The organism is Vibrio sp. 10N.222.55.C7 (assembly GCF_041473335.1).
Classification (GTDB): domain Bacteria; phylum Pseudomonadota; class Gammaproteobacteria; order Enterobacterales; family Vibrionaceae; genus Vibrio; species Vibrio crassostreae_C.
The window spans coordinates 12029-34703 of the sequence record NZ_JBFRSC010000028.1; the positions used below are offsets into that span (position 1 = coordinate 12029).

A 22675-nucleotide genomic window follows, 5' to 3' on the forward strand; every position below is an offset into this window, starting at 1 on the left:
CAACCCTTTTTTGTTTCTACCAATTCTATTCTAAATAAAAAGAAGCAGAATTAGATTTGTGGTGTTTCAGTTGTCACACCAAAGTTTTGACCACGATGACGTAGCAAGTGGTCAAGCAGCACGATAGCCAGCATTGCTTCTGCAATAGGTACCGCACGGATGCCAACACATGGATCGTGACGACCTTTCGTGATTAGCTGCGTTGCTTCACCATCTTTCGTGATTGTGTCACCAGGTACAGTGATGCTTGATGTTGGTTTAAGCGCAATGCTTGCCACAATATCTTGACCAGTAGAGATACCACCTAAGATACCGCCAGCATGATTGCTGCTGAAACCTTCTGGAGTTAATGGGTCACGGTGTTCACTACCGCGTTGATTAACAACATCGAAGCCATCACCAATCTCAACACCTTTCACAGCGTTAATGCTCATTAGAGCGTGCGCGATGTCAGCATCTAGACGATCAAAGATTGGCTCACCAAGGCCTACTGGCACTTTAGTCGCAACCACTTGAATCTTCGCACCGATCGAGTTGCCTTCTTTTAGCAAGTCACGAATCAGTTGATCAAATTCTGGTACTTTGTCGGCATCTGGACAGAAGAAAGCGTTGTTTTCAATCTCGTTCCAATCCACTTTATCAATTGAGATATCACCCATTTGAGAAAGGTAAGCTTGGATTTCAACACCAAATTCTTGTTTTAGGTATTTCTTCGCAATTGCACCTGCAGCAACACGCATTGCAGTTTCACGAGCTGAAGAACGACCACCACCTCGGTAATCACGCACACCGTACTTTTGATGGTACGTATAGTCAGCGTGGCCAGGGCGGAACTTGTCTTTAATTTCGGAATAGTCTTTAGAGCGTTGGTCTGTATTTTCAATCAATAGACCAATAGAAGTACCCGTAGTTTGGCCTTCAAATACACCTGATAAGATTTTCACTTCATCCGCTTCACGACGAGCCGTTGTATAGCGAGAAGTACCAGGGCGACGACGATCCAAATCTCTTTGAAGGTCTGCTTCGGTAATTTCTAATCCTGGTGGGCACCCATCTACGATACATCCTAGTGCGATACCGTGACTCTCTCCGAATGTGGTCACTCGAAAGTGTTGTCCGATACTGTTTCCTGCCATTGCTTCCTCTAAATCAGCTATTGAGCAGAAGGTTTGATTCCTAAACCGACTGGCTAATAGCTTTACTTGTCTATTCTTCGTGAATTCATAGTGGCTTTATTACCAAATGATGTAAACCCCAAAAAACGAACAATTTTAACTTTCTATTACATAAGCCGAATGAAACGAATAACAGAAGAAAATGAGTCGCGCTTGAAAAGAAGTGTTTTATGATATGTAAAATGCAAAAAACCCGACAACTCGGAGAGTTATCGGGTTTCTTTAAATAATGGCACGCCCTGAAGGATTCGAACCTTCGACCACCTCCTTAGAAGGGAGGTGCTCTATCCAGCTGAGCTAAGGGCGCGCTACAGGAACGAATTATACGAATTCGAATCAGTAAAGCAACGGCTTTATGTAACATTCTGATCTAAGTGGGTAAAAAAAGGCCAACAAACATATAAGTGTTGGAAAATAGAGCAAAGCAAACGTTTGCTTGATGGTAATCAAAAAGATTTTCTGGAATAATGCGCCAAAAACATCAGCCACTAACTTGAATATCAATACTAAGGAAATTCATGACTGCTCAAAATATTGATGGAAAGCTAATTTCTCAAACGGTTCGCTCCGAAGTTGCTGCACGTGTAAAAGCTCGTACTGAAGCTGGATTACGCGCTCCGGGCCTAGCGGTTGTTTTAGTGGGTGAAGACCCTGCTTCTCAGGTTTACGTTGGAAGTAAGCGTAAAGCGTGTGAAGAAGTTGGCTTCGTATCTAAATCTTACGACTTGCCAGCCACTGCGACAGAAGACGAATTGTTAACACTTGTAGACCAACTGAACGACGATCCAGAGATCGACGGTATTCTTGTTCAACTGCCTCTACCAGCAGGCATTGATAGCACTCACGTTCTTGAGCGTATCACGCCAGAAAAAGACGTTGATGGCTTCCACCCCTACAATGTCGGCCGTTTGGCTCAGCGCATGCCTAAGCTTCGCTCTTGCACGCCAAAAGGCATCATCACGCTGCTTGACCGTTACAACATCGACTTACGTGGTAAGCACGCGGTTGTGGTTGGCGCATCAAACATCGTAGGTCGCCCAATGACGCTAGAGCTTCTTCTAGCAGGTTGTACGACGACAACATGTCACCGCTTCACCAAAGACCTTGAAGGTCACGTGCGTCAAGCAGACGTTGTTGTAGTTGCCGTTGGTAAACCTAACTTCATTCCTGGCGCTTGGATTAAGAAAGGCGCTGTTGTGGTCGATGTGGGTATCAACCGTTTGGAATCTGGCAAACTAGTGGGTGACGTTGAATACGACGTAGCGAAAGAAAGCGCAAGCTTCATCACACCTGTGCCGGGTGGTGTTGGCCCAATGACGGTGGCGAGCCTAATCGAGAACACCATGATCGCTTGTGAGCAATTTCACTCGAAATAGTCCGCAGCGCATATAAATAAATTAGAAAGCCGCAACGTGATGAACGTTGCGGCTTTTTTGATGCTTTGGTACTTAGCTATTCGTTTTTAAAACGGGGTGACTCGCTTTTGATGAAGCGCTCGTTGCTACTTATCTGGACTCTCAACTTTTTCCGTCTGTTCAGAAGGCGGTAATAAACTAATAAGCTCACACTCCGTTGATATAAGTTTTTCCAACTCAGATCCTTGTGTCATTAAACGGAAATCACCGCCAGTGATCACCCCAAGAGGAATGGCTTTAGGATACAAAGCATTAAACTCTTTTAAATCAAATGCCTCGGTCAAACCTGTACTTTTAATTTGGCTACCCTGAGCCATCAGTGAGTTAAGCTTAGAATAGGTAATCCCTTCCGAGAACAGACTTCGATTGCCATTGCGGCTCACTTGATGTCTTTCATGCTTAGTCTCTGACGATTCAAGCTCAAACACCTTATTGGCACCAAACTCGTCTTGGTAATGCATGCTGACTAACGGGTTGGTTTGACGATAAGGCGAGACGATCATCGCACGCCCTATCCCATCGAGTTCCAAATTGTTTTCCGCGTGGCTTGAAGCTGGGTTACCAAAGTAAACATTCAAGTTATCCATACGAGCTAAGCGAATGCTTTCCCAGTTAGTATCAGCAAGCACACTGTTGATGTTGTGTGTGGCTAGCACCTTGGCAAATTGTCTTGCAAAGTGAGTGGCGCCAAAGAAGATAACCCCTTGCGCTTTCTCTTGAGTGACCCCTAGCCTTCTCGCCCACCAGCTCGCGGTTAAGCTCTGAATCACAACCGTACCAATGATGACCAAAAACACCATTGGCACCAGTAAATCTGCCCCGTCAATCAATTGCTTCTCTTGCAGTTTTATCGCAAACAGAGAAGAAACCGCGGCTGCTACGATCCCGCGAGGTGCCATCCAACTCAAAAACCATTTATCCGCCGAATTAAGATCCGTACCGATCCCGCTGATCCACACGCTTAACGGGCGAGCCACCAACATAACCACCGCTAGCAACCCAATACCGCCCCAACCTATCGAAAGGAAAGCCCCCGAATCGAGTCGACTGGCTAACAGAATAAACAACGCAGAAATAAGTAACACGGTCAGGGTTTCTTTGAATTCGATGATGTCTTCGATGTCCAAGCCCTTCACGTTGGCAAGCCAGATCCCCATGATGGTCACGGTTAATAAACCCGATTCTTCACTCAGATCATTAGAAAACGAGAACGCCGCCAACATTAGCGTCAGCACAGCCACATTACGTAAATAGTGCGGTACCCAATGCCCTTGCAGCATCTTGGCAATCAAATGGCCACCGATGATCCCTAAGCCTAAACCTATGACTAACGTCAGGCCCAGAGCTGACAGAACATGGCTTGTAGGATCGGCTGAAGAGACAATGTATTCGTAAACGAGAACGGCAAACAGAGCGCCAATCGGGTCAATCACTATCCCTTCCCAGCGCAAGATACTGCCTAGCGAAGATTTGGGTTGAATGCTGCGCAGCATGGGAACAATCACCGTTGGGCCAGTCACCACGACTAATGCAGCAAACAACGCCGCCAATGGCCAACTGAAATCGACAAAATAATAAGCCCCCACCACGATGCACGCCCATGTAATCAACATGCCGAAACTCACTAAGTGAGTCACCATGCGGCCATGGCCTCTGATTTCTTTGAAATTAAGAGTCAATGCACCTTCAAACAGAATGATGGCGACCCCTAATGAAATCAACGGGAACAGTACACCACCAAAAATGGCATCAGGATTAAGGATCTTTAGACCGGGACCTAATAGCAGGCCAACGATAAGCAAAGGAAGAATAGCGGGAAGACGTAAACGCCAGCCGAGCTGCTGACAAGCTAAAGACAAGAGTCCAATTAACGCCAAAGAAGAAGTAATCGACAAATCCATTTGTGCCCCTAAAAGGTTTGCACCACACCCTGTGGTACAAACTATTCAATGAAATAAGAAAGCCTACGTTCTTACACTATAGGCTCTCTTTTTCACGCTAACCGAATATTATTGTGATTAATCAGTCACTTTACTATAGGGGGAGTAAAGTCATGATCAGTTAACTATAGAGAAAGTACAACACCAGCAATAGCAGCACTCATTAGGTTAGCAAACACACCTGCACAAATTGCTTTGAAGCCATATTGTGAGATGAAAGAACGACGCTCTGGAACTAAGCTGCCCAAACCACCGATAAGAATCGCCATGGTAGAGATGTTAGCAAAGCCACATAGAGCGAAAGTTACGATCGCTTGTGAATGCTCACTCAGTGCGTCTTTTACGTCCATTAACTGGATGAAAGCCACGAACTCGTTCACGACAATCTTGTTACCGATCAATGAGCCTGCAACCACAGCCTCAGACCACGGTACACCGATCAGCCATGCAACGGGTGCGAATACATAACCTAGGATAAGTTCGAAGCTTAGGTTTACGCCAAACCAGCCGCCAACGATACCTAACAAGCCATTTAGCATTGCAATCACACTGATAAAGGCAAGAAGTGTTGCACCCACTGCAACGGCAATACGAAGTCCAGACATAGCCCCATCTGCCATTGCCTCAACGACGTTTGTTGCTCGTGGAATTTCAACGTCAGACTCAATATTTTCTTGAGCGTCATCTGGGCTGCCAGGTACTAAGATTTTAGCCATCAATAGACCGGCTGGTGCAGACATGAATGCCGCAGCGATCAGGAAGTTTAGGTCAACGCCAAGCGATGCATAACCCACTAACGTACCACCAGCTACAGACGCCAAACCACACACCATCACCGCAAACAGTTGTGAATCCGTCATGTGCTTTAAGTAAGGTTTAACCACCAATGGCGCTTCAATCATGCCGACAAAGATATTGGCAGTCGCAGACAGTGATTCCGCACGACCTGTGCCCAAGAATTTCTGTAGCGCACCACCAATAAGGTTGATCACCTTTGGCATAAAGCCGATGTGGTACAAGCCTGAAATCAGTGCAGAGAAAAAGATAATGATGCCGAGAACATTAATCGCGAAAACAAATCCGTTATTCGTTAAGCCACCAAATAGGAAGTTAATCCCCTCTTGACCGTAGTTGATCAAGCTAGATACCGCACCTGTGGCTGCATTCAACGCTTCTTTACCCATTGGTACATACAGAACCAATAGCGCGAATGAGATTTGTAATAAGAAAGCCAAAGAGACTGTTCTTAGTGGAATATTTTTTCTGTCCGTAGATAGTAACCAAGCGGCAACTAAAATAGTGATAATTCCAAGTAGGGAAGCCATGTGCGTCAACCTAAAAGTTGTAGGTAGGAAAGGCGACGCATTCTATAGAGGAAATCGTTTGCGGCAAGCTGAGGTTGTTAATGTGATGTTGGGGTAATCACGATTTAACTATGAGTATAATTAAGTTATTGAATTTTAATAATTAACTTTGATTAAAAAGCGTACTTTTTCCATATGGAAATTATATTTATAGATTAGGAAACAGTTAGCGATGCAGTTCAACGCAAGTTTTGAGGTTTTTGTCCCAATACGTCGGCGACCCGATATGATCTTTAATGAACTCAATCACTGCCGAAAGCTTCTTCGGCATATTCTTTCGGCTCGGGTAAACGGCATAGAATGGCATCAGCTGACTGGCTCTCCACTCTGGCAATACTTGAATGAGCTTGCCCGTTCTAAACTCTTCTTTCACTAAGTAAGTCGCCAAATAAGCAACACCCCACCCTGATACTGCCGCGTCTCGCACTGCCTCAGCCAAATCGACTGAGTAATCGCCCGCGACTTTGACGCTGAGGTTTTCTTGCCCGTTATCAAACGCCCACGATGTGTAATCTCGTTCACGGCTGCGATAGATAAGACAGTTATGGTCAATCAAATCGGAAGGTACATGTGGCGTCCCGGCCTTAATCAGATAATCCGGTGACGCAGCCACCACAAACTGGCTGTCTGCTAAACGCTGCGCAATGTAACCTTCAGGCAAGTCTTCATTGTTGGTGATCCAGAGATCCAATCGCTCTTCAATCATGTCCACCTTATAGTCGAACAAGTGGACCTCGATTCTCAATTGAGGATAAAGCTGTCTGAGTTGATCAATCGCCGGAATGATATGGAGTGTGCCAAATGACTGCGACAACCCGACGCGTAGTATTCCAGAGATATCATCGCGCTGGCTGTCCATATCCATCTGAGCTGCTTTCACCGTGTTAAACAGCTGCTCACAATGTTGATAGAACACGTCTCCCGCTTCAGTGAGCGTTAAGCTTCGTGTTGTCCTTTGCACCAGCTTGATGCCTATAGAGTCTTCAAGCAAAGCGACTTGCTTACTGATATGGGACACCGAAACGTTCAAGCTTTTTGCAGCACTGGTAAAGCCTTCGTGCTTGATCAGCGCATGGAATATCACCATCTGTGCAGCTCTATCTGTTAGCACAAGATCACCTTATTAAATCTCTGAAATATAAAATCAAAAAGGACTCCGAAGAGTCCTTTAGTTCGTTCTGCCTATGGTAGGCCAAATGCTATTCAAAGCGACTTAGGTCTGTTAATCAAACTTAATTCTGTCGGCTAGATGGCTTACTGCCAAAGCAAAGTAGTAAGAACGATTCCACTTCATTAACACATTGTAGTTGTTATAAATGAGGTACGAACGTCCGGTTTCATCATCCGGCATGATTAACCAAGCTTTAATGTCTTCATCAAGTGTTGGCAGTGGGCGATCGTCATAGCGTTTAATACCGAGTTCAGACCACTCTTTTAAGTATTTCGCTTTGTCTTCGTCTCGACCTTGTAAATCGATCGACACAGTTGACGGAACATGAACCTGACGACCCCAAGTATATTTGTCATCCCACCCTGATTGGCTGAGATAATTGGCCGCCGAAGCAAATACGTCTTCTTCAGTGCCCCAAATGTCTTTCTTGCCATCACCACTGCCATCAGCGGCGTAAGCTAAGAATGAGCTTGGCATAAACTGAGGTTGACCCATCGCACCAGCCCAAGAGCCTTTCATCTCTTTTGGTGCAATATGGCCTTGATCAAGAATCTTCAATGCCGCCATCGCTTCGCTACGGAAGAAAGCTTCTCGGCGTCCTTCATAAGCCATGGTCGTTAGGGCGTCGATAACGCTGTAATTGCCCGTGAACTTACCAAAATTACTCTCAACGCCCCATAGCGCGACAATGAATCTTGGTTGGACACCATATTCATCACCAATACGCTTTAACGCTGTGTAGTGTTTCTTATAGAGTGATCTCGCCTGCTTCACTTTCCAGTCAGGAACCGCACGTGGAATGTATTCATCCAGAGTCAGTTTCTTTTCAGGTTGGTTTTTGTCGGCTTTTACCGCTCTTGGCTTAAACGTCACACCATCAAAAGCTTCATCAATGATCGCTTCAGAAATACCTTCTTCACGACCTTGTTGCTTTAGTTTTTCCACATATTGCTCAAAGCTAAGCTCTTCAGCTTGAACCGAGCCAATGGTCAGGCTATTACCCAATAGTAATGCCGACACAGCCAATATGGTTTTCGAAAATTTACTCAACGATCACTCCTCCTTGAATTGAGGTGGCTATCACTCTTCGTCTTGACCTTTATTTTGAGCTTTACGCTCTTTATGAAGCTCAAGTTCGTTAACTGGTGGTGGCGGAACCTGCAAAAAGAAACCATCGGTGTTCAGTGATTCTCTCACTTTATCGATGTTCACTTGAGCCAGTTTACGGCCGTCCATTTTAATTACCATTACAAAACTAGGTTTACCAAACATTTGCATCAATGCGTCAGGAACTTGTGAAAAATCATCCTTCTTAGGGATATAAAGGTATGTTCCTTCTTTCTTTGAGCTTTTATATATAGAACACAGCATGACAAACCTTTTAATTGATTATGACTACAAAACTCTCACTTGCGAGATCAATAGTTTATGTTAGGGAAATATTGGGAACAAAACGTCCATTTGACAACAAGATTACTTGCTGTGCTTGGTTTGGGAATATAACATGATAAACCTAGTTTCAGGCAATGCCCTTTATTTTATTGATAAAGAAATTGTACTAATCCGCTATTGAGGTCCTGTAGTTTTTCGATGTCTAGTAACCCAGATCTAAAAGGTAGCAGCTTTACGCTATCTGTTTTGCACTTATCCGATGATCAAGTCGAAAATGCAGTCTCTTTTCTTCAAGAGAAAGTAGACCAAGCACCTACGTTTTTCGCTGCCGCACCTGTTGTTATCAACATCAGTAAAGTCGCGGGCGATATCGATTTTGTGCAACTTAAAAATGGTATATCTCAAGCGGGCATGATCCCGGTTGGTGTGGCAGGCTGTTCTGATAAGCGAATGCAAAACCTCGCTAAAGAAGCCGGTTTTGCAGTGATGACGGCAAGCAAGTCGCCATCTCAAGCTCCCGCTAAGATGGCACCGATTAAGGTGGTTCGAACCCCAATTCGTTCTGGTCAGCAAGTTTATGCCAAAGATGGTGATTTGCTAATTCTTAGCCATGTAAGTGCCGGTGCAGAAGTGATTGCCGATGGCAGTATCCATATTCGTGGCACTTTACGTGGCCGTGCTATTGCCGGTGCAAGTGGTCAAACTGAAGCAAAAATAATTTGTAATGATTTACAAGCCGAGCTGGTTTCCATTGCTGGAAATTACTGGCTCAGCGATCAAATTGAAAGCGAGTACTGGCAGAAGAAAACCATGTTCAGTATGGCAAACGATGTATTACACGTTGATGTCCTCGCAATATAAGAGAAATAAAAGGAAAACAGAATGGCACGCATTATCGTTGTAACGTCAGGTAAAGGCGGGGTAGGCAAAACGACCTCTAGTGCAGCTATTGCCTCAGGTCTGGCTTTAAAAGGGAAGAAAACCGCAGTTATCGACTTTGATATCGGTCTGCGTAACCTAGATTTAATCATGGGTTGTGAGCGTCGTGTCGTTTACGATTTCGTTAACGTTATCAATGGTGAAGCTACGCTGAACCAAGCGATGATCAAAGACAAGCGCACAGAGAACCTGTTCATTCTTCCTGCTTCTCAAACTCGTGATAAAGATGCACTAACCAAAGACGGTGTTCGTCGCGTATTTGATGAGCTAGATGAAATGGGCTTTGATTTCATCATCTGTGATTCTCCTGCGGGTATCGAACAAGGCGCTCTAATGGCGTTGTACTTTGCTGATGAAGCGATTGTAACGACTAACCCTGAAGTCTCTTCTGTACGCGACTCAGACCGTATTCTAGGTATTCTTGACTCTAAATCTCGTCGTTCAGAAGACGGCTTAGAGCCAGTGAAAACACACCTTCTACTGACTCGCTACAACCCAGCACGCGTAACTCAAGGTGAGATGCTAAGTGTTGAAGACGTTGAAGAGATCCTACACATCTCTCTACTGGGCGTGATTCCAGAGAGCCAAGCGGTACTGAATGCATCGAACAAGGGTGTTCCAGTTATCTTTGACGAAGCAACCGACGCAGGTATGGCTTACAATGATACTGTAGAGCGACTACTAGGTAGCCAAGTGGACTTCCGTTTCTTAACGGAACAGAAGAAAGGCATCTTCAAAAGACTGTTCGGGGGCTAATACGCAATGTCATTACTAGAGTTTTTCAGACCACAGAAAAAGACGACCGCAAACCTAGCCAAAGAGCGTTTGCAGATCATTGTTGCTGAGCGCCGCAGTCATGACGACCCTGCTCCATCGTACTTACCGCAACTGAAAGAAGACATCTTGAAGTGTATTGCAAAGTACGTTGAGGTAGATCCATCAATGGTTGATCTGACGTTCGAACACAAAGATGACGACATCTCAGTATTAGAGCTGAATGTTAAGCTACCAGAAGACGATAAGTGATCTTCGTTATCTTGTAAGTAGTCAGCAGATTAAATAAAAAAGAGAGCCTAGGCTCTCTTTTTTGTGTCTGCATTTTATATCTGTAACTGGCTAACTCTTAGAACAAGAACAGGTTACTTAATCGCTTTATTCAGCTTTTCGCCAACCAGATCTAAACGCCAGCCTTGCATAACATCAGGCAGTTTTTCTGGGTTACGATCGTGCTTCCACACCCAGCTTAACACTTGGTTAAGTTGCTTCTTAGATGCTAAGAATTCCGTAGCCAAACCGCTGTGCTGTGATGCTGTTTTCACTTCATCTTTCAGCACTTTGAAAAGTTGCTTGTAGCCAGGGAAGTCCATTAAACGTTCTACTGGTGCTGGGTACTCTTCTTCAGGCGTGTGTTCCGCCAACTTAACGATTGAGCTAATCTTCGCACCATGGCGGCGTACAGAGCGGTAATCAAAACCTTCTTGCTCCATGTGCTTAGGATCTTTCATCGCGAAACGAGCCACAGCCCATAGGTCTTGTTCTTTGAAGACAAAGTTCAGCGCTAAATCGCGCTTGATTGCTTCTTTTAGACGCCAAGTTGCTAGAGGTCGTAAGATCGCTAGCTGCTTAGGTTTAAGCTGCCATGCCCCTTTAATATCAAGGTAGGCAGTATCTGGGTTTACTTTACGGATGCGCTTGGCAACTTGTAAATCAGACTCTTGTTGAGCCGCTTCCCACCAGCCAGCTTCCATCACTTTTTCAAGAAGCTTGTTGTACATTGGCATCAGGTAATGCACATCTGCCGCCGCGTAGTCCAATTGCTTTTGAGAAAGCGGACGCGCTAGCCAGTCAGTGCGAGATTCACTCTTATCGAGATCGACACCGACAAACTCTGAAACCAGAGCAGCAAAGCCTGTTGATAAACCATGACCCAAGAAAGCCGCCATGATCTGTGTGTCGACCATTGGAGTTGGCGTACAACCGAATGCGTTCTGGAACACTTCCAAATCTTCACCGCAAGCGTGCAGTACTTTCAGAACAGAAGCATCTTTCAACAATCCAACAAATGGTGTCATTTCACCAAGAGCAATAGGGTCAATCAGTGACAGCGTTTCACCATCAAATAACTGAATCAAGCCTAATTGAGGGTAATAGGTTCTTGTACGAACGAACTCCGTATCAAGCATAACGACATCGGCTTCACGTGCTTGTTGGCAAACTCGCTCAAGGTCTTTCAATTGGGTAATGATTTGATAATCCACAAAAACTCTCACTGGTTTCTATTTGATCGCCGGATACAAAAATGCCGACATTAACTGTCGGCATTCTAACACCATTTTTCAGCGCTCGCTTAGATTAAGCGCCTCAATGGTTATGGTGCAGTACTTTCGCGTAAACGGGCTAATTATTTGCTAGCGCGTTTCGCAAGTTCTGCATCGTTTTCTTCACGCAGTACGCGGCGTAAGATCTTACCTACGTTAGTCTTTGGAAGATCATCTCTGAACTCGACTAATTTAGGGATCTTGTAACCCGTTAGGTGCTCACGACAGTGCGCGATAATGTCTTCTTTGGTTAGGCTAGGGTCACGCTTAACCACGTAGATCTTAACTAACTCACCAGACACTTCATGAGGCTGGCCGATAGCTGCTACTTCTAACACTTTGCCATGCAGAGCCACTACGTCTTCAATCTCGTTCGGGTAAACGTTGAATCCAGACACAAGAATCATGTCTTTCTTACGGTCTACGATGTACAACAAGCCTTCATCATCAAACTTAACGATGTCACCTGTAGATAGCCAACCGTCTTGATCGATCACTTCTTTAGTCGCTTCAGGGCGCTGCCAGTAACCTTGCATCACTTGAGGGCCACGAACCTGCAACTCACCCACTTGGTCATTGCCTACTACTTTCCCTTCATCATCAACAATACGAACTTCTGTCGATGGTACAGGTAGGCCGATTGCACCTGTGTAGTCTTTTAGATCGTATGGGTTACCCGTTACCAGTGGTGAACACTCGGTTAACCCATAGCCTTCCAATAGGTGAACGCCTGTTGCTTTCTTCCATTGCTCAGCAACAGCGCGTTGAACCGCCATGCCGCCGCCAACAGATAAACGCATGTTACTGAAATCCAATTCATGGAAATCTTCGTTATTTACCAACGCATTGAACAGGGTATTTACGCCAGTAATCGCGGTAAACGGAACCTTTTGTAGCTCTTTAATGAAACCTGGAATATCACGAGGGTTAGTAATTAGAAGGTTACGACCACCCATCTCAACAAACAGTAAGCAGTTCACGGTCAGTGCAAATACGTGGTAAAGCGGCAGTGCTGTTACAACCAACTCGCGGCCTTCTTGCAGAACAGGACCGTAAGCCCCTTTCGCTTGAAGTACGTTCGCAATCATATTGCGGTGCGTTAGGATTGCGCCCTTAGCTACACCTGTTGTACCACCAGTGTACTGTAGGAACGCGATGTCATCACCCGCCATAAATGGCTTCACGTACTGTAGCCGACGGCCTTTATGCAGTGCTTTTCGAAATGAGATAGCACCCGGCAGATCATACTTAGGCACCATGCCTTTTACGTATTTCACTACAAAGTCGACAATTGTCCCTTTCGCGCGTGGCAGCATTTGCCCTAGGCTAGTTAGAACAACGTGTTTAACCGGCGTGTTATCAACGACTTTCTCTAGCGTGCTCGCAAAGTTAGATACGATAACAATCGCCTTTGCACCAGAATCGTTCAGTTGATGTTCAAGCTCACGAGGTGTGTACAGTGGGTTGACGTTCACTGCAATCATACCGGCACGCAGTACACCAAAGAGTGCAATTGGGTATTGCAGCAGGTTTGGCATCATCAGCGCGACACGATCGCCTTTCTTCAGTTTTAGATCATTCTGCAGGTAAGCAGCAAAAGCACGACTGCGCTCTTCAAGCTTACGGAATGTCATGATAGACCCCATGTTCTCGAATGCTGGTTGGTCTGCGTACTTCTGTACTGACTGTTCGAACATTTCAATAAGAGATGGGTACTGATCTGGGTTGATCGTCTCTGGTACGTCACTTGGATAACGTGAAAGCCAAGGTTTGTCCACTATGTTACTCCTCGTTTATCAGCTGACGACTGCTTCGCCGCTTTTTATCATTGCGGTATTACAGCACAGCTTTAGTGCATGAGCACTAAAAGGCTCAAACACTTGTTTAAATTTTGTTAACTACACCAAGAATTAGCTCTGAAACTAGCTCCGGGCTCTCTAAATGGCAATGATGTCCGCCAGGAACAGTCTCTATATTCAGAGAACTATGGGCTGATTTGTAGCGATTATGCTGCAAATGTCGGAATCCATCATTTCCTAAAACTATTAATTGAGGGCATTCAATAGCCGCCATGATCGCTTCAGCGTGCGCCTGTGACATTCGATATAACGAGTCACATTTTAGGTTAGGGTCGCATCGCCATTGCCAAGAGTTATCTAACTCGACAATTCCTCGCTCGACAATAGGAGCAATTAATTCAGCATTGATTTGATTGGCGTGAGCTCTCAGCTTAATAGCATCCTCAAGGCTTGCCAGAGGACGTGAAGGCTTTCTTCGCTGTCGAAGACGACTGAGTACCCCATCTCTCAAGCGAGAAACCGTTTCTTGGGGAGCTTCTGAAAGAGGTCCGTGACCTTCAATTTGAATTAATCCTGACACCTTTTCAGGAAAGGCGGCACTATAGCAACTTGCGATCAATGCACCAAGTGAATGTCCTACCAGTACCAGTCTGTTTGGCGATAATTTAGTCACCAACTGATGCAAGTCATCAATATAATCATGAAATGGGTAGTAACTTCCCGATTTGTGCGACGAGAAGCCGTGTCCGAAGAGATCGATAGCAACAAGGTGAGCATTGGGCGCAAACTTGGCGACTTGCTGCATAACCGGATTAAAGCTGGACGAATTATCCAACCACCCATGAATAAAAACGACCGTCGTTGCGGTCGTTTGTGGGTTGCCAATCTGTTGTGTTGCAAGCGTCCCGCTCGCGAGGGAGTATGACTTTTCAATCATCAAACACTTAGTTCCATCTGTTTGCGCAATCAACGTCTAAAAAGTTAATTACTCTACGTCCTGTATCACTCGACCTTGTCTTGGCATCGTTTGAAAACTGCGACAATGTAAACTTCTGCACGAGTAGTAGGTTGGTGCAAAATCGTTAACAACAACACGCTCAGTGATGTTCCACAGTCGTTGGTTGTCCACTTTCATCACAGGGAAGATGTAAGGGTATTCCCCTATTTTTCCATCTTCACTTCCGCTTGACTGACCAACCAGTGTAATCAGACGGCCTTCTGCAAAACTTAGAGGCTCAACATACCCTTCAATATAACCAACAAAACGTCCGCTTGGCTCTGCGTCTAGGTCTGGCTTACCGCTACTCGAAATCGGCATATTAGCAACTTCGATTCGAGTCTTATCTTTCAAGTTGGTTACTTTAGAGATAACGCCACCCAATCGAACACTTTTCGCCTCCGGTAGTTGGTCGACCCACTGTTGGTAATCACTAATTACAGGCTCTGATTTTGCTTCAAGTTCGCTAGGAAGTGATGAACACCCGGCAAGTACCAAGACACCAAGAGAAAGGGCTATTAAGCGTAATTTAGAGAGATAATTTGACATGGTTCTGGTCCTTAAACAGGCATTAATAAGAAGCTCTAGATGTAGATATCGACACCGATAAGCTTTGCAAGTTCTTCTTTCTTCGCCTGATTCATTACATCCATATACTCTTCCATAGCCTTACGTCCTCGGCCTTCTGGAAGATCATACTGGATTTGAGCCTTGTGTAGTTCAGACTCTTTAACTTGACGAATAGAGTGAGAAACAGCATTAGCGACCTTAGTCGGTTGCCCAACCGCAGTGCTAGCATCAGATTTTTTTGCCTGCTCCTTCTTTTTAATTCGATTCGGCTTAGACGTGCTGCCTATCGAAGAAGGAGGTAAGTTGTTAATTGATACCATGACTAAATATCTGCCCTCTCAAATCTAAATAATACGCATTTAGACCTAATTTGCATCAGAACCTTGTAAAAATTATTCGCGACCTGGCAGTTTCTTCCAAGTCACTTTGTCACGAAGATAAACTGGCTCAGATTCTTCTGCTGCAACCGCTTTACCTTCTGCATAAGCAAATTGAGCAAGGAACGCCATATCTTGAGCTTCTGGGAATAGCACTTCACACGCTTTGGTGTTGATCGCAAGTGTATCCATATGCTCGGCATAAGCTTCCCAGCCGGTACCGACTTTCGCCCATATTTCAGAATCTGCTTCTAACTGCGCAGCCAGTTCACTTGGTGGCGTTACACATTCGGCATCAACCGCAGTCCAACGACCATCTTGTTCGCGGCTGTAACGAGCCCAGTACACTTCGCTCATACGCGCATCAATCGCTGTTGCTACATGAGTTTCACCAAATTTACGGTAGCTGCCTTGCGCCATCGCTGCCAGTGTAGAGACACCAATCATTGGTAAATCCGCACCAAAAGCCAAGCCCTGAGCAATACCAATACCAATACGCACACCCGTGAAACTGCCTGGACCTTGGCCAAACGCGATTGCGTCGATATCGGTTAAAGCGACATTCGCTTCTTTCAGTACTTCATCAACCATAGGTAGAATTTTTTTCGTATGGTCTCGAGGAGCCTCTTCGCTACGTGCGAACACCTGGTCACCCATTACTAGTGCAACTGAACAGTTTTCAGTTGCGGTATCTACTGCAAGAATTTTCGCGCTCATTCGTGTCTCAAATATTCGTTATCTAATCTAAAAATAATGGCTAAGCTCAACAATGCCAATTACTCAGCAGCGGTTGAATGGTCTTTAGCTAAGAATTCTTTAATGATCCCTAAGTCACGGGTACGTGGGATAGGCGGTAAACTCGCCAAAAACACACCACCGTAATCGCGGGTCACCAAGCGGTTATCGCAAATAATTAAAGCGCCATTATCACGTTTATCACGTATTAATCGGCCAACACCTTGTTTCAAGGTAATCACTGCGTCTGGTAACTGTACTTGTGCAAAAGGATCACCCCCTTTTAGCTTACAGTCCTCGATTCGAGCCTTAAGTAAAGGGTCATCAGGGGCTGTAAAGGGCAATTTATCGATGATAACACAGCTTAATGCGTCGCCCCTAACATCTATCCCCTCCCAGAAAGCACCTGTAGCCACCAGCAATGCGTTACCTAATTCCATGAATTCGGCTAAGGTTTTTTGCTTACTTGTCTCACCTTGCAATAGAACGGGAACCGAGAGGGTTTCACGGAATCGCTCCCCCAACTCTTTCATCATGCTGTGTGAAGTACACAAGAAGAAACAGCGGCCTTGGTTTTGCTCAATCACAGGAGTCAGCATTCTTACTAGCTTATCCGCGAGACCGGGGCTATTCGGTTCTGGAAGATAACGAGGCACACACAAGCGCGCTTGATTCGGATAATCAAACGGGCTCGGCAGTGAAAACTGTGACGACGGTTTTAACCCTAATCGAGAAGTAAAGTGTTCGAAATCATCCGACACCGCTAGCGTTGCTGAAGTAAACACCCAAGCACCCGGTTTAAGCTCGATTTGTTCGTGGAATTTATCGGCAACCGAAAGAGGCGTGATGTGCAGAGCAAAGTGGCGCGGTGTAGTGTCATACCAATACGAATAGCCAGTGATCGACACATCGCACACACGTTCGATACGCGACTTAATCATATTTGCGCGTTCGAAAGCGGTATCTAACAGCTGGCTTCGCCCAAGTGCTAACTTCAATACATCAACAGCAAGTTGCAGAGCATCTTGCAAACGAACTAACTCGCGTGCAATCGACTCGGATTTCAAAGCTTCGCGCCAGTTACCACGAAAGCCGGTATCACCAAGCACAATACGCAGATCGGCTGACGATTGAACGAGCCTATCCCCTACTTTCTGTAGCTGACGCATGTCTTTGGCTTCAGTTCGGTAAGCAATTTCAATGTCTTTGGCTAACTCTTGGATCTGTCGACTGGAAACCGATTGTCCGAAGTACTGGCTGGCGATGTCAGGAAGTTGATGTGCTTCATCGAAAATAAACACGTCAGCTTCAGGTATCAATTCGCCAAATCCGGTTTCTTTGATCGCCAAATCAGCTAGGAAAAGGTGGTGATTTACGACCACCACATCGGAATCCATCGCTTTTTTACGCGCTTTAAGCACAAAGCAATCGGTATAGCTTGGGCACTCTTTACCCAAGCAATTATCATTGGTCGAGGTAATGGTTGGAATAACCGGGCTGTCTTCAGCGATATCATCACAATCGCCTAAATCACCCGTTTGAGTGGATGACGACCAACTACGAACTTTGACTAACTGAGCCAGCAGCGTTGGATCGGTATGAGCACCATGACTCTCGATCATTTGGCGGCTGAGTCTGTCCAAACACAAATAGTTTGAACGTCCTTTGAGCAACGCAACTTGACCATAAAAGCCAAGCGCATCGACCATCAAGGGTAAATCTCGGTGAAACAGCTGCTCTTGAAGGTTTTTAGACCCCGTACTAATGATGGTTTTCTTGCCACTAAGCAGCGCAGGCACTAGGTAAGCAAACGTCTTACCAGTACCTGTTCCAGCCTCAACAACCAACTGGCTTTGATTTTCAATAGCTTGTGAAACCGCTTCAGCCATGTCTAACTGAGCTTGTCTTGGTTGAAACCCAGGGATAGCTTTGCCCAGAGCGCCATCAGCAGAAAACGTTTTAGATATCATAGAGTACGAAGTTTAGAAAAAGAGAAGGAGAATTATGGCAGGTTTAGTGAGCCGGCGCGAATCAAGAATGACTTCGCACCGGAGGTGTTTGGCTTGGCTTGACGTGGCTTAAGTTACCTTGAAGGTAAGAATTGAAGAAGTAGGAATTAGAGAATCGTTTTTATTTTCGACTGAGATAACGTGATAGCCAAGGAGCACCTTCAAAATGGTTATCACCAGGCTGTATGGCTTTCGCTGCATCGGTTGGTGAGGTCTTACTTTCCCACATTTCATCTAGAACATGACCATCTAATTCGGTACCTCTCGCCAATGAATTCACTCGCTTGCAGTACAGTTTTTTGGCTAGTAACTCTTTATCCATAAGTATCACCTCTATTTTTGGCCAAGGCGTAAATGCCTCGGTTGAAGTTCAAATGCGTACTACGGTCAAAACTTTTAAAAATGAAGCTTCTGCCTGTTTTTCTATCTAAAAACTGATATTTCTATATCAAACAATTTATCAAAGCGATAAATCAGCAGCAGAATTTGTTGAAACCAACTTGATAATAGATTAATTATAACGGTGATATTGCGGCTCAGTTCACCGTTCGACGGCCTGCATTAAATTTGAAGAATCCCTATTTCATATAATAAGTGCAACATTTCATGGAAGTAAGATGCAAATGGAAAGAAAAACTTTACTAACACATTGTACTGATGCCCCGGGCCTCATCTCTAAGATCACCAATATTTGTTATAAGCACCAACTCAATATTATTCACAACAATGAGTTCGTAGATAACACAAGTGGCCACTTCTTTATGCGCACCGAGCTGGAAGGCTATTTCAATGATGAAACCTTGCTTGCCGATTTAGACCAAGCCCTGCCACCAAATACGAAACGTAAGCTTGTTGATTCGTCTCGCAAGCGTGTTGTGATACTCGTGACCAAGGAAGCACACTGCCTTGGCGACATTCTAATGAAGAACTTCGATGGCAGCTTAGACGTTGAAATTGCGGCCGTTGTCGGTAACTACGACATTCTACAAAGCCTAACCGAGCGTTTTGACATCCCTTACCACCATGTTTCTCACGAAGGGCTAAACCGTGAAGAACATGAGAAGAAGATGCTAGAAGTGATTGACCAGTACGAGGCGGATTACCTTGTTTTGGCTAAGTACATGCGAGTGCTGACACCAGGTTTTGTTGAAAAATACCACCACAAGATCATCAATATCCACCACAGCTTCTTGCCAGCATTTATTGGCGCGAAGCCATACCAACAAGCGTATGAGCGCGGCGTGAAGATCATTGGCGCAACGGCACACTTTGTGACGAATGATTTGGATGAAGGTCCAATCATCAAGCAAGATGTTATCCCTGTGGATCACAACTTCAGCGCGAAAGACATGGCACAAGCCGGTCGTGACGTAGAGAAGAATGTATTAAGTAAGGCGTTAAACAAGGTGATCAATGATCATGTGTTTGTTTACGGCAACAAGACTGTAATTCTGTAAATCGGATATTCGATTTCCGGTAAGACTTCCAGTTAGAACCCAATAAAAAACGCGCAATAGGGAAAGCCCATCGCGCGTTTTTTGTATCTGATGATCAGACTCGCTTTGAGAGATTCCCGACTACGCTCCTTCGTCGCTATCGGGAATGACGAACTCGGTGATGAACCTTCGAGCTATAGGCTCTAACATACGCTCTCGAACGCTCAGTCTGTCACTATCCAAAGATAGACTCTGGAAAATTTCATCGAACACCCCGTCATTCCGACGAGCCAAGGCGAGATCAGGAATCTCTTTCCTAGCAACTCTCTATTCAAATTAAGCCTGTTCTGATTCCACAATCTTCTTCAAAGAGTGTGGATGCAGCTTGATGCAAATCCCTTGATGTTTAAAAGCCACTGTTGGGTTATTCAAGCGTTCACCCTCGCCTTTCGGGCTAGAGAGTTTGATCTTAACGCCTTGCTCACCCAGCGTTTCAAAGTTAGCAGCGAACTGCGGGTAAGTTTCTTTAAGATCCGCTAGATACTCATCAGCTGTTTGGGCATGAGAAGGAATCACAAACTCTACATGTTCCCAATCTTGGCTTGGGTAAATCTTACCTTCTGCTGGATATGGCAGCTCCAAACATTCAATTTTCCAGCCAAGGCTTTGCAAGGGTTCATCGAAAGCCAACACCACAATTGGACGACCATTAATCATCGCCTCAGAAATCATAGAGCCGTACTCAGACCACGCTTGATGGGCAGATTTCGCTAGCTCAGTGTCATTGATTCGCAGCGCAATATGATCCGCTTGAGCAAAGCTTAAATCCAAACCTAATGTATTTCCTAGGCTCTCGATTTTTGCCATAAAAGTATCAAGGCGGGCGATCATTTGTTGTGGTTCTAGTTCAGCTTGCTTCAGGCTCATCATCATTGTCTGTGTTCTCCAAATAATGGCTGCATGTTATCAGTTTTGCCTTTTGCAACAAGCGTTGCTTTTACAAAAAACACTCAATAACTATGTTCTTTTCGCTCCTTAAACATGCAAACGCGTCTTGCTAAAAGTCGATTGTCAAAAACCACTCAGGAAATGTTAATTTTCTATCAATTCGACCTATAAGAAACCCCACAAAATTGGTATGATTAACGCCATTTTTGTGAACTTAAACAGTGTCTGTTGTTCATTTCGGCATTAAATCGTTAACTAGATGCATAATTAACCAATTTAATGACCTCGAAATAACGGCCACTCTTATCATCCTTGAATTGAAGGAAACGCGTGTGAATATCCAAGCACTTATTAATGACAAAGTATCTCAGGCTCTAGAAGCCGCAGGCGCACCTGCAGGCTCTCCTGCGGCTGTTCGCCAATCTGCAAAACCACAATTTGGTGACTACCAAGCAAACGGCGTTATGGGCGTTGCTAAGCGACTAGGCACTAATCCTCGAGAGTTTGCTCAAAAAGTATTGGACGTTCTAAACCTAGACGGTATCGCTTCTAAAGTAGAAATCGCAGGCCCAGGTTTCCTTAACATCTTCCTAGATGAAGCTTTCCTAGCACAACAAGCAGACGCAGCATTGGCTGATTCTCGCCTTGGTGTTGCAGTAGCAGAAACACAAACAATTGTTGCGGATTACTCTGCACCAAACGTTGCGAAAGAGATGCACGTTGGTCACCTACGTTCAACCATCATCGGTGATGCGGTCGTTCGTACTCTTGAGTTCCTAGGCCACAACGTTATCCGCGCTAACCACATCGGTGACTGGGGTACTCAATTCGGTATGCTTATCGCAAACCTTGAGCGCGTTCAGGCTGAGTCTGGTGAAGTTTCAATGGAACTTGCTGACCTTGAAGGCTTCTACCGTGAATCTAAAAAGCTCTACGATGAAGACGAAGAGTTCGCAGTTAAAGCACGTGGCTACGTTGTTAAACTGCAAAGCGGCGACGAGTTCTGCGCAGAGATGTGGAAGAAGCTTGTTGACGTAACAATGATTCAAAACCAACGCAACTACGATCGTCTAAACGTGTCTCTAACACGTGATGACGTAATGGGCGAAAGCATGTACAACCACATGCTTCCAACTATTGTTGCGGATCTGAAAGAGCAAGGTCTTGCTAAAGAAGATGACGGCGCACAAGTTGTATTCCTAGACGAATACAAAAACAAAGATGGTGACCCAATGGGCGTTATCATCCAGAAACGCGACGGCGGCTTCCTTTACACAACAACCGACATTGCTTGTGCAAAATACCGTTTTGAAGAACTAGGCGCAGACCGCGTTCTTTACTTCATCGACTCACGTCAACACCAGCACCTAATGCAAGCTTGGACTATCGTTCGTAAAGCAGGTTACATCCCAGAATCTGTTTCTCTTGAGCACCACGCATTCGGCATGATGCTAGGTAAAGACGGTAAACCATTCAAGACTCGTGCAGGCGGTACTGTTCGTCTTGCTGATCTTCTTGATGAAGCCGAAGTTCGTGCAGCGCAGCTAATCGAATCTAAGAACCCAGAACTAGCAGAAGACGAGAAGAAAGCGATCGCGAACACTGTTGCTATGGCAGCGGTTAAGTACGCAGACCTTTCTAAGCACCGCACTACTGACTACGTGTTCGATTGGGACAACATGCTTGCATTCGAAGGCAACACAGCACCATACATGCAGTACGCATACACTCGTGTTGCTTCTGTATTTGCTAAAGCTGGCATTTCTATGGACTCGCTTGAAGGTAAAATCAAAATCACTGAAGAGAAAGAGAAAGCGCTTATCGCGAAACTTCTACAGTTTGAAGAAGCAGTACAGTCTGTTGCTCGTGAAGGTCAACCACACATCATGTGTAGCTACCTATTCGAACTAGCTGGTCAATTCTCTAGCTTCTACGAAGCTTGCCCTATCCTAGTTGCTGAAGACAAAGCTGTTAAGCAGAGCCGTCTGAAGCTTGCTGCACTAACAGCGAAGACGATCAAGCAAGGTCTATCGCTTCTAGGTATCGACACTCTAGAGCGCATGTAAGCGATTCGAGATTCGAGATTCGAG

The 22675-nt window shown here is 45.2% G+C and carries 21 protein-coding genes and 1 tRNA gene; 6 read left to right on the forward strand and 16 right to left on the reverse strand.

The window, feature by feature from the left end:
- Positions 1-50: 50 nt before the first annotated feature.
- Positions 51-1136 (reverse strand): chorismate synthase, encoded by a 1086-nt coding sequence (aroC, locus tag AB4482_RS10165; protein WP_017062360.1) that lies wholly within the window; start codon positions 1134-1136, stop codon positions 51-53.
- A gap of 269 nt (positions 1137-1405) precedes the next feature.
- Positions 1406-1482, reverse strand: a tRNA-Arg gene (locus AB4482_RS10170).
- A gap of 211 nt (positions 1483-1693) precedes the next feature.
- Here AB4482_RS10170 and folD point away from each other — a divergent pair.
- The gene (gene folD, locus AB4482_RS10175; protein ID WP_017062367.1) at positions 1694-2551 is read left to right on the forward strand and encodes a bifunctional methylenetetrahydrofolate dehydrogenase/methenyltetrahydrofolate cyclohydrolase FolD; all 858 of its coding nucleotides are present in this window, start codon (positions 1694-1696) and stop codon (positions 2549-2551) included.
- Positions 2552-2676: 125 nt separating this feature from the next.
- On the opposite strand, the gene AB4482_RS10180 is transcribed toward folD, so the two are convergent.
- The 5 genes from AB4482_RS10180 to AB4482_RS10200 all read right to left on the reverse strand — a co-directional run bounded on the left by AB4482_RS10180 (position 2677) and on the right by AB4482_RS10200 (position 8436).
- Positions 2677-4491 (reverse strand): cation:proton antiporter, encoded by a 1815-nt coding sequence (locus AB4482_RS10180; protein WP_372180894.1) that lies wholly within the window; start codon positions 4489-4491, stop codon positions 2677-2679.
- 164 nt (positions 4492-4655) lie between these two features.
- Positions 4656-5855 (reverse strand): NupC/NupG family nucleoside CNT transporter, encoded by a 1200-nt coding sequence (locus AB4482_RS10185; RefSeq protein WP_048610444.1) that lies wholly within the window; start codon positions 5853-5855, stop codon positions 4656-4658.
- Positions 5856-6060: 205 nt separating this feature from the next.
- Positions 6061-6981, reverse strand: a complete 921-nt coding sequence (locus AB4482_RS10190; protein WP_017063421.1) for a LysR family transcriptional regulator — start codon at positions 6979-6981, stop codon at positions 6061-6063.
- 135 nt (positions 6982-7116) lie between these two features.
- Entirely contained in the window at positions 7117-8115 is a 999-nt protein-coding gene (locus AB4482_RS10195; RefSeq protein ID WP_372180895.1) for a lytic transglycosylase domain-containing protein, read from the reverse strand.
- A gap of 30 nt (positions 8116-8145) precedes the next feature.
- Positions 8146-8436 (reverse strand): YcgL domain-containing protein, encoded by a 291-nt coding sequence (locus AB4482_RS10200; RefSeq protein ID WP_017079488.1) that lies wholly within the window; start codon positions 8434-8436, stop codon positions 8146-8148.
- A gap of 219 nt (positions 8437-8655) precedes the next feature.
- Here AB4482_RS10200 and minC point away from each other — a divergent pair, with 219 nt between their 5' ends.
- The 3 genes from minC to minE are packed head-to-tail and all read left to right on the forward strand — an operon-like array spanning position 8656 to position 10422.
- Positions 8656-9318 (forward strand): septum site-determining protein MinC, encoded by a 663-nt coding sequence (gene minC, locus AB4482_RS10205; RefSeq protein ID WP_057622321.1) that lies wholly within the window; start codon positions 8656-8658, stop codon positions 9316-9318.
- Between the two features lie 21 nt (positions 9319-9339).
- The gene (gene minD / locus AB4482_RS10210; protein ID WP_009848498.1) at positions 9340-10152 is read left to right on the forward strand and encodes a septum site-determining protein MinD; all 813 of its coding nucleotides are present in this window, start codon (positions 9340-9342) and stop codon (positions 10150-10152) included.
- Positions 10153-10158: 6 nt separating this feature from the next.
- A complete protein-coding gene (minE, locus tag AB4482_RS10215; RefSeq protein WP_004737949.1) occupies positions 10159-10422 on the forward strand; it encodes a cell division topological specificity factor MinE in 264 nt (87 codons plus the stop codon).
- 113 nt (positions 10423-10535) lie between these two features.
- Here the strand turns inward: minE and rnd are convergent, their stop codons facing one another.
- From rnd to AB4482_RS10255, 8 genes are all read right to left on the reverse strand, one after another.
- Entirely contained in the window at positions 10536-11654 is a 1119-nt protein-coding gene (rnd, locus tag AB4482_RS10220; protein WP_102433594.1) for a ribonuclease D, read from the reverse strand.
- Positions 11655-11797: 143 nt separating this feature from the next.
- Positions 11798-13492, reverse strand: a complete 1695-nt coding sequence (fadD, locus tag AB4482_RS10225; RefSeq protein ID WP_372180897.1) for a long-chain-fatty-acid--CoA ligase FadD — start codon at positions 13490-13492, stop codon at positions 11798-11800.
- Positions 13493-13598: 106 nt separating this feature from the next.
- On the reverse strand, positions 13599-14450 hold the full coding sequence (locus AB4482_RS10230; protein WP_372106505.1) for an alpha/beta fold hydrolase: 852 nt from the start codon (positions 14448-14450) through the stop codon (positions 13599-13601).
- A 48-nt stretch (positions 14451-14498) separates the two neighbouring features.
- A complete protein-coding gene (locus AB4482_RS10235; RefSeq protein WP_017067373.1) occupies positions 14499-15059 on the reverse strand; it encodes a Slp family lipoprotein in 561 nt (186 codons plus the stop codon).
- 35 nt (positions 15060-15094) lie between these two features.
- The gene (locus AB4482_RS10240) at positions 15095-15400 is read right to left on the reverse strand and encodes a hypothetical protein (protein WP_017062378.1); all 306 of its coding nucleotides are present in this window, start codon (positions 15398-15400) and stop codon (positions 15095-15097) included.
- 72 nt (positions 15401-15472) lie between these two features.
- Positions 15473-16174 (reverse strand): tRNA (adenosine(37)-N6)-threonylcarbamoyltransferase complex dimerization subunit type 1 TsaB, encoded by a 702-nt coding sequence (tsaB, locus tag AB4482_RS10245; RefSeq protein ID WP_171732101.1) that lies wholly within the window; start codon positions 16172-16174, stop codon positions 15473-15475.
- A gap of 59 nt (positions 16175-16233) precedes the next feature.
- Positions 16234-18162, reverse strand: a complete 1929-nt coding sequence (locus AB4482_RS10250; RefSeq protein WP_372180899.1) for an ATP-dependent DNA helicase — start codon at positions 18160-18162, stop codon at positions 16234-16236.
- Positions 18163-18322: 160 nt separating this feature from the next.
- Complete coding sequence (locus tag AB4482_RS10255) at positions 18323-18523, reverse strand: hypothetical protein (protein ID WP_017062381.1); 201 nt, start codon at positions 18521-18523, stop codon at positions 18323-18325.
- Positions 18524-18824: 301 nt separating this feature from the next.
- On the opposite strand from AB4482_RS10255, the gene purU reads away from it, so the two are divergent.
- Complete coding sequence (gene purU, locus AB4482_RS10260; RefSeq protein WP_029235131.1) at positions 18825-19658, forward strand: formyltetrahydrofolate deformylase; 834 nt, start codon at positions 18825-18827, stop codon at positions 19656-19658.
- A 315-nt stretch (positions 19659-19973) separates the two neighbouring features.
- On the opposite strand, the gene AB4482_RS10265 is transcribed toward purU, so the two are convergent.
- Positions 19974-20570, reverse strand: coding sequence for a VOC family protein (locus AB4482_RS10265; protein ID WP_017070298.1), 597 nt, complete (start codon positions 20568-20570; stop codon positions 19974-19976).
- 347 nt (positions 20571-20917) lie between these two features.
- Between AB4482_RS10265 and argS the strand changes: the two genes are divergently transcribed.
- Positions 20918-22651: an arginine--tRNA ligase gene (gene argS, locus AB4482_RS10270; protein WP_372180900.1), complete on the forward strand. Its 1734-nt coding sequence runs from the start codon at positions 20918-20920 to the stop codon at positions 22649-22651.
- The last annotated feature ends 24 nt before the right edge of the window (positions 22652-22675 follow it).